This window comes from Sphingobium scionense (assembly GCF_014197035.1).
GTDB classification, from domain to species: Bacteria; Pseudomonadota; Alphaproteobacteria; order Sphingomonadales; family Sphingomonadaceae; genus Sphingobium; species Sphingobium scionense.
In genome coordinates, this window is record NZ_JACIEU010000001.1 from 66,911 (window position 1) to 79,756 (window position 12,846).

At 64.7% G+C, this 12,846-nt stretch carries 9 protein-coding genes; 5 read left to right on the forward strand and 4 right to left on the reverse strand.

What is annotated here, in order from left to right; genetic code table 11:
* Positions 1 to 7: 7 nt before the first annotated feature.
* Together GGQ90_RS00285 and GGQ90_RS00290 are read right to left on the reverse strand one after the other, a co-directional pair.
* The gene (locus tag GGQ90_RS00285) at positions 8 to 1,606 is read right to left on the reverse strand and encodes an alpha-glucosidase (RefSeq protein ID WP_188080273.1); all 1,599 of its coding nucleotides are present in this window, start codon (positions 1,604 to 1,606) and stop codon (positions 8 to 10) included.
* Positions 1,603 to 3,426: an alpha-amylase family glycosyl hydrolase gene (locus tag GGQ90_RS00290; protein WP_188080274.1), complete on the reverse strand. Its 1,824-nt coding sequence runs from the start codon at positions 3,424 to 3,426 to the stop codon at positions 1,603 to 1,605. Before GGQ90_RS00290 ends, GGQ90_RS00285 begins: the two co-directional genes overlap by 4 nt.
* A 148-nt stretch (positions 3,427 to 3,574) precedes the next feature.
* On the opposite strand from GGQ90_RS00290, the gene GGQ90_RS00295 reads away from it, so the two are divergent.
* The 3 genes from GGQ90_RS00295 to GGQ90_RS00305 all read left to right on the forward strand — a co-directional run bounded on the left by GGQ90_RS00295 (position 3,575) and on the right by GGQ90_RS00305 (position 5,526).
* Entirely contained in the window at positions 3,575 to 4,597 is a 1,023-nt protein-coding gene (locus tag GGQ90_RS00295; RefSeq protein WP_188080275.1) for a LacI family DNA-binding transcriptional regulator, read from the forward strand.
* Positions 4,598 to 4,664: 67 nt separating this feature from the next.
* Entirely contained in the window at positions 4,665 to 4,970 is a 306-nt protein-coding gene (locus GGQ90_RS00300) for a hypothetical protein (protein WP_188080276.1), read from the forward strand.
* Between the two features lie 160 nt (positions 4,971 to 5,130).
* The gene (locus GGQ90_RS00305; RefSeq protein ID WP_188080277.1) at positions 5,131 to 5,526 is read left to right on the forward strand and encodes an endonuclease domain-containing protein; all 396 of its coding nucleotides are present in this window, start codon (positions 5,131 to 5,133) and stop codon (positions 5,524 to 5,526) included.
* A gap of 134 nt (positions 5,527 to 5,660) precedes the next feature.
* Here GGQ90_RS00305 and GGQ90_RS00310 read toward each other — a convergent pair whose 3' ends face one another.
* Together GGQ90_RS00310 and GGQ90_RS00315 are read right to left on the reverse strand one after the other, a co-directional pair.
* Positions 5,661 to 8,450, reverse strand: a complete 2,790-nt coding sequence (locus GGQ90_RS00310; protein WP_188080278.1) for a TonB-dependent receptor — start codon at positions 8,448 to 8,450, stop codon at positions 5,661 to 5,663.
* A 368-nt stretch (positions 8,451 to 8,818) separates the two neighbouring features.
* Positions 8,819 to 9,568, reverse strand: a complete 750-nt coding sequence (locus GGQ90_RS00315; protein ID WP_188080279.1) for a LytTR family DNA-binding domain-containing protein — start codon at positions 9,566 to 9,568, stop codon at positions 8,819 to 8,821.
* A 239-nt stretch (positions 9,569 to 9,807) separates the two neighbouring features.
* Between GGQ90_RS00315 and GGQ90_RS00320 the strand changes: the two genes are divergently transcribed.
* Positions 9,808 to 11,460, forward strand: coding sequence for a hypothetical protein (locus tag GGQ90_RS00320; protein WP_188080280.1), 1,653 nt, complete (start codon positions 9,808 to 9,810; stop codon positions 11,458 to 11,460).
* Positions 11,461 to 11,554: 94 nt separating this feature from the next.
* A complete protein-coding gene (locus GGQ90_RS00325; RefSeq protein ID WP_188080281.1) occupies positions 11,555 to 12,802 on the forward strand; it encodes a phospholipase A in 1,248 nt (415 codons plus the stop codon).
* Positions 12,803 to 12,846 lie beyond the last annotated feature (44 nt).

Here is a 12,846-nt window from a genome sequence, read left to right on the forward strand (position 1 = left end):
AACGTCCTTAAACTTGGAAGGCGGCGACGAGGCCGGATGCGGGGGCGAAATTCCAGTCGGCGATGCTGCCGGTCGACAGTTCGACCTGCCAGCGGTCCGCATCGGCCGGGCGCCAGGCGACGGGGCTGGTGCCGAGGTTGAAGACGCAGAGGCGCTGCTGCCCGTCCTGCGTCCGTTCAAAGGCGAGCAGATCGTCGGGCGTGTCGAGAAAATCGATCGTGCCGCTGCGCAGCGCCGGGGTGGCATTGCGCAGGGCCAACACGTCGCGCGTCCAGTGGAGCAGCGAGGCGGGGTCGGCTTCCTGCGCATCGACGGCGAGCGGGCGATGCGCCTCCCCCACCGGCAGCCAGGGCTTGGTATCGGAGAAGCCGAGCCAGGGGGCCGCGCCGGTCCAGGGCATGGGCGTGCGGGCACCGTCGCGCGACAGGGTCAGCGGCCAGTTGGCGATCGCTTCGGGATCCTGCAGATCCTCGAACGCGATATCGACCTGTGGCAGGCCCAGTTCCTCGCCATAATAGAGGAAGATATTGCCGCGCAGACAGGCGAGCAGCAGCATCTTCATCCGGCAATAGGCATGGGCGTCGATGTCGCCGGCCCAGCGCGAGACGGCGCGCGGTGCGTCATGATTTTCGAACGCCCAGCTCGGCCAGCCAATCCCCTGCTCCGCCGGCCAGCGCGACAGCGCGTCTTTGAGGAACGGAGCCGTCAGCCTGGGGGCGTAGAGGAAGTCGAAGCCATAGGCGGTGTTGAGGCGATGATCGCCCTGGGTGAAGGCCTTCATCTCCGCATCGCTGTCATCCCCGCCGACTTCGGCGACGGTGAAGCGATCGGGATATTCGTCGAACACCGAACGCACCTTTTCCAGGAACAGCGGAATGTCCGGGTGGCTCTGGCTGTAGCGCTTGATCTGGAAATCATAGGGGCGCGTGCGGACGCGGCCATCCTGTGGCGCGGGCGGATTGTCGCGCAATTGCGGGTCGGGCATCGAATGGTTGATCGCATCGATGCGGAAGCCGTCGACGCCGCGATCGAGCCAGAAGCGCACGATATCCAGCACCGCCGCCTGCACCTTGCCGTTGTGCAGGTTGATCTGCGGCTGCTCCTTCAGGAAATTGTGCATATAATATTGGCCGCGCCGCGCGTCCCAGGTCCAGGCCGGGCCGCCGAACACCGACTGCCAGTTGTTGGGCGGCGTGCCGTCGGGCCTGGCATCGGCCCAGACATACCAGTCGGCGTGGTCGTTGTGGCGGCTGGAGCGGCTTTCGATGAACCAGGGATGTTCGTCGGACGTATGCGCCCAGACCTGATCGACGATGATGCGCAGGCCGAGGTCATGGGCGCGGGCGATCAGCGCGTCGAAATCGGCGAGCGTGCCGAAGATCGGATCGACATCGCAATAATCCGACACGTCATAGCCGAAGTCGCGCATCGGGCTCTTGAAGAAGGGCGAGAGCCAGATGGCGTCGACGCCGAGCGAGGCGACATAGGGGAGATGGGCGGTGATGCCGGCCAGATCGCCGATGCCATCGCCATTGGAGTCGGCGAAGCTGCGCGGATAGATCTGGTAGATGGTGGCGCCGCGCCACCAGAGGGCCGTGTCGGTCATTGCGGAATGCTGCTCCGTACAGCGCAGACGCTGTAGCCAAGGGGAGGAAGGTTAAGGGCGAGGCTGCCGGGCGCGGCGGCGCGCGGGGCACAGGCCGCCCCGGCAAGGGTGTCGAAGGCGGTCGAGGCGGCGTCCACCTGGACCTGCGCCCTGATCGGCGCGGTCGATGTGTTGAAGGCGATCAGATATTCCGCGCCGGTGTCGGGATCGAAGCGGGAGACGGCGAACAGGCCCGGTTCGTCGCCCCGCGCGCGGATCGTCTCGCTGCCCCGGCGCAGCGCGGCATGGCCGGTGCGCAGCCGGGCGAGCGCCGCGATCTCGCGATAGAGCGGATGGGCGGGGTCGAAGCGCGGCGTGGCGGTGGTCGCATCGCTGCCGAGCAGGCGATTGTCGTTGTAGCTCGCCACCTGGCTGCCGAACATATCCTCGCGCGCGTCCTGATCGCCGCCGTCGCCGACGAAACCCTGTTCATCGCCATAATAGATGGTCGGCACGCCGCGTAGCGTCAGCAGCATGGCGTTGGCGAGCATCACCCGGCGCAGCACTTCATCCTCGCCCGCCTGCGGGAAGGCGCGACGGACGAAGGTGGCGAAGCGGCCCGCATCATGATTGCTGACGAAGGTGGGCAACTGGCGCGCGGTGGCGGCACCGCCCTGATAGAGGGCGTCGCCGGTCAGCATCCGTTCCCAGGTGGCGGTCGCCGCCTTGCCCGCGACGGTTTCCAGCGCGGCCTGGCGGAAGGCGAAGTCGAGCACGGCGGGGAAGCCACCTTCGCGGGTGTGCCAGGCAAGCGGGCCGGCATCGACCGTCTCGACATAGACTTCGCCAAAGACATGGAAATTGGGGATGCCGCGCGCCCTGGCCCGCGCCTGCATGGCGGGGACGAACTGCTGCCAGAAATGCGGTTCGACATGACGGGCGGTGTCGATGCGGAAGCCGTCAATGCCGAAGCGGTCGATCCAGCCGCCGAAAATGTCGATCATGCCGGCGATCACGCGCGGATGTTCTGTCATCAGATCGTCGAGCCCGGCAAAGTCGCCCATGGTCGCGCTCTCGCCCGAATAGGTCGTCTCGCCGCGATTATGATAATAGCGCACATCGTTGAGCCAGGCCGGGTTCTTAACCGCCTGCTCGCCCTTGGGCACGAAGGGGGTATAGGCATAGGCCGGGTCGGTGAGCTTCGCGAAATTGGCCTCGCTGTGATCGGCGTCGCCGGCAAAGCCCGGATTGATCGCCGGGCCGGCCACGCCGCCGCGGCGCTGATAGGGATAGTCGGCACGCGACCGATAGGGACAGGGCCGGTCGGCGCATTCGCGATATCGGATCACGTCGGCCGTATGGTTGGCGATGATGTCCATATAGACCTTCATCCCCCGGCCATGGGCGGCCTTCACCAGCGCGGCAAAATCGGCGTCGGTGCCGAAATGCGGGTCGACATGTTCGAAATCGGTGATCCAGTAGCCGTGATAGCCGGCGCTTTCCTGCCCCTTCGGCCCCTGCACCGGCTTGTTGCGGAAGATCGGGCCGACCCAGATGGCGGTGGCGCCCAGACCCTGAATATAGTCGAGCCGGCGGATCAGCCCCTTGATGTCGCCGCCATGGTAGAAGCCCTTGGACGCGGGATCATAGCCGGTCTGGAGCCGGTCGCCCTTGAGGCCGCCCTTGTCATTGGCGGCATCGGCATTGTCGAACCGGTCGGGCAGGACGAAATAGATGACTTCATCTTCGGGCAGGCGGGCGCGGAAACCATCATTCTGCGCCATCGCCGGAGCGGAAAGCGCGCAGAGCGCAGCCAGCAGCATTGCCGTTCGTCCGCGCATGGCCTTCATCCCTCCCATTGCCGCTTGTGCCCGAGTGCCGCGGCTTGGCCCCTTCTTAGTCGGCGGGGACAGGGCGGGCCAAGGGAGCGGCATACGTATTCAGAGCCACCGCCTTCCCAAGCCGAACGCGGGGGCGTAGGGTCCGGCGATGGGCGCCAACGACAAAGTCACATCCTTCGACATCGCCACCCTGGCGGGCGTGTCCCAGCCCACCGTGTCGCGCGCCCTGCGCGGCGACAAGACGGTGAGCGAGGGGACGCGGCTGCGGATCGAGGCTATCGCCCGGCAGCTCAACTATACGGTGGACAAGAATGCATCGTCGCTGCGGCGGGGCAAGAGCAATACGCTCGCACTGCTGTTCTTCGAGGATCTGCTGCCCGACGAAAGCTGGATCAACCCCTTCTTTCTGTCGATGCTGGGGCCGATCCTGCAGACCTGCGCCAAGCGCGGCTATGATCTGCTCACCAGTTTCCAGCAGCTGTCGACCGACTGGCATGTCGATTATGAGGATAGCCGCAAGGCCGACGGCATCATCCTGCTGGGCTATGGCGACTATGAAATCTATCGCATCCGGCTGGAGCAGCTGGTGGCGCAGGGCACGCATTTCGTGCGCTGGGGGTCGGTGGACCAGCATGCATTGGGGATGACGATCGGCTGCGACAATCGGCGCGGCGGGCGCGACGCGGGCGCCCACCTGATCGCGCGCGGATGCAGCCGGATCGCCTTTCTGGGTGACGCATCGAGCCATTATCCCGAGTTTCGCGACCGTTATGCCGGCCTGTCCGACGTGCTGCGCGAGGCCGGCCATGCGGTCGACCCCGGCCTGCATGTCGATGCACTGTCGACCGAGCAATCGGGCTATGAGGGGGCGAGCCGCCTGATCGCGCGCGACGTGAAGTTCGACTCGATCTTTGCCGGGTCGGATCTGATCGCGATCGGCGCATTGCGGGCGCTGGACGAACATGGGCTGTCTGTGCCGGGCGACGTCGCCCTGATCGGCTTCGACGACATCCCCGCCGCCAGCCTGACACGACAGCCGCTGACCACCGTGGCGCAGGACTATCTGCGCGCGGGCGAGGTGCTGGTCGACGCGCTGATCGGCCAGATCGACCGCAAGCCGGTGACACCGACGCTGCTGGCGCCGCGCTTGGTCACGCGGATGACGGCTTAGGGGACAGAGTATCGTGCGATCATCTGCCGCATCCTCCATTCGGTCGCTTACTCTGCTTCCCTTGAGAATGGTTGGTTTCTTCATCATCGCTCCTGCAGCCTTGGTCCTCAAGCTGGCATTGCTCCCTTTCGAAAAGCCAGTCGAACGATCTCCGCAGGAGGTCGCCACATATCTTCGGGATTTCCTCGAAGGTAAGGGCGGCTATGGTGATTGGGATTATTTCACATCTACCGAAATAGCTGATCCACGATTGAACGATATCCGCGAGCGTGCCGCAAACCTCAATCTGCCATTTGGTGAGGAAGAGGAGGCCCTTCTGGAAGAGCTTATCACGGAAGTTATGGAAATTGTGGCCGAGGAAGCCGCATTCTGAAACGGATTCATTCGACTTTTCATTTTGGGAGTGTCTAATGGACCTCAGATCAATTTTGGGCGACATTGTCTTATAGTAACCACGCGCTTCCCTCCCCTCCCTTTCAGGGAGGGGTTGGGGGTGGGTAGGCGAGCGGAGCGAGCCTTGCTAGCTTGGCCTCATGCGCCGCGTTCCTGAACATATGACGGCCAATGCCCGCGCGCTGCGCAACGGTCAGACCGTTGCGGAGCGGATGATCTGGTTGCGCATATCCCGCTATCGCCCGCGCTTCACGAGGCAGTTGGTCATCGGCCCCTATATTGTCGATCTGGCATGCCGTTCGGCGAAACTGGCAATCGAATTCGACGGGAGCCAGCATCTGGATGCGCAGGCCTATGACGACCGCCGCTCCCTGTTTCTGATCGAACAGGGCTGGGCGGTGTGGCGCTTCTGGAATGGCGACGTGATCGAGAATCCGGATGGTGTGGTGGAGGCTATCTTGAACAGGGCCGCCGAGTGCCTCGGCGGCACCCACCCCCAACCCCTCCCTAGAAGGGAGGGGAGACGAAAGATCTGATCTCTTCTCCCCCCAAAGAAAAACGGACCGCCCTCCCCTTAAAGGGGCGGCGGTCCGGGGAGGGGGATTGCCCGCGTGCAGTCGGGCAATCCGGGGAGGGATTTCAGGACTTGCCCGACCGGTCCGGAGGCCGGTCAGAACTTATAGGTCAGGCCCAGATAATAATCGCGGCCATAGCGCTGATAGTCGATGACCTGGCGCTTATCGCCATTCTGATAGGTGACGAAGGGCTGGTCGGTGAGGTTCTTGCCCTGGAGCAGGATCGACAGGCCGGTGAGCGGCCCCGACTGGAATTCATAACCGATCTGCGCGTCGAGAATCCCCTCCGCCTTGGCGGTGCGGAAGGTCGGCGCGGCCGAGAGGCCGGCGACTTCGCCCAGGAAGGAGGAGCGATAGCGATAGGAGACGCGCGCCTGGAAACCGCTCTTTTCATAATAAGCGGTGCCGCTGGCGACCCATTTGGACAGGCCCGGCAGGGTGACGACATCGGTCGGGTTGCTGCCATATTTGACTTCGCTGTGGGTGTAGGAACCGCTGGCGAAGATACCGAAGCCGTCGAGCGTTTCGCTGAACAGCTTGAACGGCAGCGAGACGGTGCCCTCCGCCCCCATGATCGTGCCCTTGCCGGTGTTGGCCGGGGCCTTCAGCAGGCCGATATAGCTGCCGTCGGCGATGATCTGGTTGCGGATGTCGGCGGGCAGCGAGGCCAGCACGTCGGAGAAATCATAGGCGATATTGTTGTTGGGATCGACGAAGTCGGTCAGATTCTTGAAATAGCCCGCAAGCGAGACATAACCGCCGCCCGGGAAATATTTCTCGATCGACAGGTCGATATTGGTCGACTGATAGGGACGCAGCGCGATGTTGCCGCCGTTCGAGCTGAACGGGCTGTATTGCGGATCGGAGCCGAGGCCGACATTGGCCAGGTTGAAGCTATATTCCTGGTTGATCCGTTCCTGGTCCATGCGCGGACGGACCATGGTCTGGGCCGCGCCCATCTTCACGAAGAAGCCGGGTTCCAGCTCGACCGAGAATTGCGCGCTGGGCAGGAAATTGGTGAAGCTGTCCTTGCCCGAAGCCGGAACCACCGTGACGACACCGTTGGAAAAGTTGGAGATGGTGCCGGTCGACGCCTGGCGGGTGTGGATCACCTGCACGCCGATCGCGCCCTTGAGCGGCTTGCCACCCAGATCGCCGTCCAGCGTCATCTTGGCATAGCCGGTGAAGACGTCTTCCTTCACGACATTGTCGCGCACCAGCGAAGAGGGGCGATTGTCGAACACGGCGTCGAGCGTGTTGTTGTAGAGATAGAGCGGGTCGAGCGTCAGCATCGCCGGCACGCCCAGATAGTCGAGCGAGACATTCTTGCCGAGCAGAGCTTCCTGCGGCACCGGCGCCGAGCCGGGCGTGCCATTGGCGATGGTGCAGTCCGTGCCGCCGGTCGGGCAGAGGAAATAGCTGGTATAGGCGCTGGTCTTCTTGCGCCGGCTGTAATTGCCGCCGACTTCCCAGTTGCTGAAGATGCTGCCGGAAATGTCGCCGACCAGGTTGGCGCGGAACGACTTCATGTCGTCGATGAACTTGGGCCGGTTGAGGAAGCCCGCCTGCACGACGGCGGTGGTGCCGTTATAGCCCCAGCCATTGGGGTCGGTCAGGCTGATGACGTTGGTATCGGTATAGTCGAGCGTCGGCACGATGCTGAACAGGCCGTTCGACTGGCGCTCGACGCGCACCGTGTCGGACACGCCCGACCGGAGATAGCCGGTGCCCGAATAGGTTTCGAGCAGGAAGTCGGTGCGCTTGGCGCGCGACCAGCTGGCGTCGACATTGAGCTTGAGCCGATCGTTCAGGCGGATGTCGTTGTTCCAGCCGAGCGAGATGGTGTCGGCCTTGCGCTTGTTATAGTCGTTGCGCTGGACGCCATAGACGTTGGAGAAGGTGGCGCCGGTGACGAAGCCATTTTCGACCGTCACGTCGCTGACGCCGACATTGCTGCCCCAGACGAGCGGGAATTCGATGCCGCGCAGGCGCTGTTCTTCCTCGAAATGCGAAGCGAGGACGTCGAAGGTCGAGTGGAAATTGTCGCTCGGCTGCCATTCCAGCGTGCCGACCATGCCGTAGCGCTTGAGCAGGTTCGACTGAACATAGGGCTTGGCGCCGCCGATGATCAGGTTGCCGTCGGCATCGGTGGGATAGCCCCAGCTGTTGAAGCGCTCGTTCTGCGAGGGGGTCTGCGAGGCGGCGAAGCCCAGCGACAGGCCCAGCGTGTCGTCAGCGAACTGATCGACATAGGTGGCCGAGGCGCGATAGCCATAGCGTTCGCCATCGGGATTGAGCTTGTCCATGCCGTTCATCTGGCCGCGCAGCGACACGGCGAGGATGCGGTCATTCTTGTCGAGCGGACGCAGCATGCGCAGGTCGACCGTGCCGGAAATGCCGGCGGCGATCAGGGCGGCGTCCGCGCTCTTGTAGACATTGACGTTCTGGAAGAATTCCGACGGATACTGGTCATATTCGACGCCGCGATTGTCGCCGACGGTGACCTGTTCGCGGCCATTGAGCAGGGTGGTCGAGAAGTCCGGGCCAAGGCCGCGGATCGACAGGCGCTGGTCGCGACCTTCGAGGCGCTGGGCGGTAACGCCAGGCAGACGGGCAAGCGAGTCCGCGATCGACACGTCGGGCAGCTTGCCGACATCTTCGGCCGAGATGGAATCGACGATCAGGACGGAATCGCGCTTCACCTTGGCGGCGGAGGCGAGCGAGGCGCGGATGCCGGTGACGACGATGCCTTCGGATTCGCCGGCGGCGGGTGCGGCGGGCGTCGCGGTTTCGGCGTCGGTCTGCGCATGGGCGATCGCGGCGAACGAGAAGGAAGCCCCTGCCAGCAGCGCAGCGCGCAGGACGGTATGACGGAATTGATGCATGACAGTGATCCTCCCCAGGACGCATCTTGAGCGTTTCTTGCCGACATGTGTCGGTCTGGTTCAAATAGCGCCGCCCCCGTCCCTCTGCACAGCATCCAGCATACGTATTCAGCCATATTCACGACATGACCGGTTACCGTAGCGGAAATGGCCGAAATAGCGGGTTCAGCCGTGCAATAGGACCGATGACATGGGCGCGGCCGACGATAAAAATGCAGGGGTGATGCTTGAAAGGGGCGCGCAGCTTCCTAGATTGGTCCTGTCACTCTTCCCCCCCTTTGGAGTGACACCTCCCTGAACCTGGCCCCGTCGTTGAGCTTGCTCCGGCGGGGTTTTCTTTTGCCCGCCAGAGCGAGTCAGGACGCGGGTCAGGATGCGGGCAGGAAGCCGGCCCGTTGCAGCCGGGCGACCGAATCGCGCGCGACGGGGACGCTGATCCCGCCATCCAGGGTGATGAGCCAGCTGCGCCCGGCGGGATCGCAACGCAGGATGGCGTGGTGGGCGATCCACCAGCTGCGATGCACCTGCGCGCCGGCAACCCCGTCCATCTCCGCGATCGCGTCGCGCAGCCGCATCAACAGCAATTCGCTGCCGCCCGCGCCATGGACGCGGACATAATGATCCTCGCTCTGCAGCGCGAGGATCGGCCCGGCAAAGCCGGCCGACAGGCGATGGCGCAGGGCGGGTTCGGTGGAGGATGTTGTGGCGGCCTCTTCGGGAAGCGGGGCATTCATAGGCCGCGGCACGACATCGCGCTGAGCCAGTCGCCGGTCGGCCTGTTCGGCCCAGTGGGTGACGACCAGCACGGTGAGCGCACAGAGGAAGGAAAAGGGCAGCAGGCCGGTGAAGCCGTCCAGGTCGCGAAAGGCGGTGCGGCCGACATTGCGCCAGAGGAAGGCCAGCGGCACGACGCAGAGCGAAACGCCGGAAAAGACGGTGATCGACACCGACAGGTCGATCCGCCGGGCGAGGCCGCGCAGCAGCCAGATCGCCGGCCGGACGAGGATATAGGCGCCCATCAGCAGCAGCCACCAATGGCCGATCCGCCCCGGCAGCCCGTCGCGCATATAGGTGCCGAACGGCCCCATGAAGCCGATGATGCCGGCCAGTAGCAGCATCGCCCACAGCTCCAGCAAGATGCGTCGGTTGAAAATCGCCTGCTCCCCTCGTCCGCCCCGCTGTATCGCCCTGCCCGTTCGCGAAGCGCAGGCTGGAAAATGCCCGGTTTTGCGGGACATTGGCAAGCCCTCTTTCCGCGTAACGGATTGGTGCTTGCCGGCCGGCGGGCAGGCGCCATCAGCAGAGCGGACGGCCGCCCCGCACCCCTGGGCCAAGGCCGAGAAGAGGAGAGATATTGGTGACCAAGCCCCCTTCCCGCCGGCTGCCCATGTTGGCCATGCTGCCCATCCTGATCGGCGGGCTGGCACTGGATGGCGGACCGACCCTGGCCCGGCCCAAGGCGCAAGGCGCGCTGTTCGGCCAGCCGGTGATCCGCACCCTGACATTGCCCGCCGACATGCGACCGCAAAGCGCCACCTACACGCCGTCGGGGCGGATATTGCTGACCTATGCCAGGCCCGGCGAGAGCGATCCACGGCAGATCAACCTGGCCATCATGGACGATGATGGCAGCCATATCCGCCCGGTCTTCAGCGGGACGATCCCAGCCCGGCCGAAGGATAATGGCATCCGCTACATGGTGTTTGCCGACAATAAGCGCATCTTCCTGGGCGATTTCGTGATCGAATGCCCGACCAGCCTGGACGATTGCACGCAGGCGCAACTGGTGCCCGTCACCTATCCGCCGCAGGTGGCCGATGGCGCGCATATCTGGCATCGCTGGTCGGAAATGGTGGTCGCGCCGGACAATCGCCATATCGCCTGGACGACGTTGCTCGCCAATTATTCCGCCGCCGTGCTGACCGGCGAACTGACGCGCGGCCCGGACGGCTATGTCGTCGCCCGGCCGCAGATCATCAGCAGCAGCGATCCCTTCCGCCCCGATCCGGTCCATGCCGATGGCGTCATCCCTTCGCCGATCCGCGGCGGCGAGGTGAAGCAGTTCGTCCATGGCGGCAGCGCCCTGTCGCTGGTCGGCGCGGTAAAACGCGACCTGCCCGATTCGGTGGTGATGGACCTGGCGGGCGGCAAGGTGACACCGATCACCGACACGCCGGGCTATACCGAGACGACGATCTTCTCGCCCGACGAGCGGCTGGGCATGGTGATGACCACCCGCTTTTCGCAGACCGACCCGGCGATATTGGGGCTGATGCCCCGCCCCTATCCCGACAGCCTGAACATGGGGCTGAGCATGTTCGCCTATACCTATGCCGTCACCGGCGTGCGCACGGCGCGGCCGGGCAATGTCGGGCCGGCGCTGATCGACATCGCCCGGTCGCAGCGCGAGAATGGCTATCAGGGCGCGAACCTCAGCAGCCAGGCCGACTGGGTGTTTCATTCGCCCATGTCCTGGCACCCCGACAGCCGCCGGGCGACCTGGATCGAGGGGTTGCGCGGCAGCGAAACCAAGCGAGTCCAGATTGTCACCCTGCCGGGATACAAGGCGGGGCCGGCGGTCGCCCCGCGCGCCGTGCCCGATCATCTGCCCTATGGCGAGGCGGACCTGTCCACCCTGCCGGCGCTGGCAGGCAAGAGCCAGAATATCGACGTGAAGGTCTATGGCCGGCGGTCGGGGCATATCCTCTATCGGCGGACGAGCGGCGCCATCGAGAAAATCTATGTCGATTTCAGCGACGACGGGAAGCAGGTCTATAGCGGGCGCGAGACGACGCAGATCAACATGCGCGGCCAGTCCAGTTACGAAGCCGATATCCGCCTGACCGGCCCCAAGCCCGGCATCATGAAGCTGCAGATGACGTTCGGGCCGCTGGGCGGCCCCAAGCCCGCCGCGATCGACTTCACGCCCCAAGCCGACGGGCAGCCGCGCAGCCGGGGCTTTGCCGAATATGACGGCCAGCGCCTGAGCGTGGACCGGCTGGCGCCGTGAGGTCGAGGCTGTTTGTATTGATTTGACAGGATTGTTATCCTCATCCCTGTCCGGTTGACTCCGTCCGGGCGGACCAACTGGCCAGGGATAGAAGATGATCGATCGCCTTTTCGCACGCGCCTGCCGCGCGCGCGTCCATCTGCTGCTGATTGCCGGCACCGCGCTTTGCCCGACGATGCTGCGGGCGCAGGCGCCGGTCGAGACGCTGATCGGCCGGATCGGCGCGACCGATGCGCAGGGCATGGCCGCGATCGAGCTGCGCTTCCTCAACATGGGCACGGCGCCCGCCGCCATGCCGCTGCCCGACCGGGTGGAGGCGCTGGTGGAACAGGATGGCGCCACGCGCCGGCTGTGGCTGCGCCGGGCACCGGGCGTGCCGGAGACGGTGGAGATTGCGCCGGGTGGCTTTGCCCAGGCGCGCTATCAACTGGCCGCCAGCGACATGGCCGAGGGGGCGTTGCTGTCGATCCCGGCCTGGAATTCGCCGCAGGTGGCGCTGCATGGCGCGGCTGCCGCGCGGATGGCGGCCGCTTCGCCGGTGCCGGTCCCACCGCCGCCGCCACCGCCCGGAACCCCGGTGCCGCCACCGGTCGCGCCGCCGGCCGATCGCAGCGCGGGCAATGCCTTCATCGGCAATCTGGCACCCTATGAGCCCATCTATGCGGTCTATGGCCCCGGCACCAATACCGATGCCCGGTTGCAGTTGAGCTTCGAATATCGGTTGTTCGGGTCGCGCGACGCCGCACACCTGCCCAGTTCCTGGCGGGACGGCCTGCATTTCGCCTATACCCAGCGCATGTTCTGGGATCTGGGCGCCAATTCCATGCCCTTCCGCAACATCGATTATCAGCCCGAGATCATCTATGTGACGCCGACCCGGATGCTGAAGAACGGCATGTCGCTGGCGCTGCAGGGCGGACTTCGGCACGAATCCAACGGCCGGGACGGCGATGCGTCGCGCAGCATCAACAGTTTTTATGTCGCGCCGATGGCGGCCTTCTCGCTGGGCGAGGAACGGCGGTTGCTGGTGGCGCCACGCCTGACCTTCTATGTTGGCGACAAGTCCGATAATCCCGATATCGTCCGCTATCGCGGCCATGCCGGCCTGTTCCTGCAGGTCGGCGATGATGACGGGTTGCGCCTGTCGACCAACAGCCGGTTCAATTTCGGATCGGGCAAGGGCGCGATCAACGCCGACCTGTCCTATCCGCTGCCGCGCCTGCTGGGCGGCGGCCCCGATCTCTATTTGTTCGCTCAGGGATTTGCCGGATATGGCGAGAACCTGTTGGACTATAATCGTTCCATAACAAGATTGCGGATCGGCTTCGCGCTGGTGCGCTGACCGTCGGGTGGCTTGCCCCCGGCCGCTCGACGCGACTGAAAGGG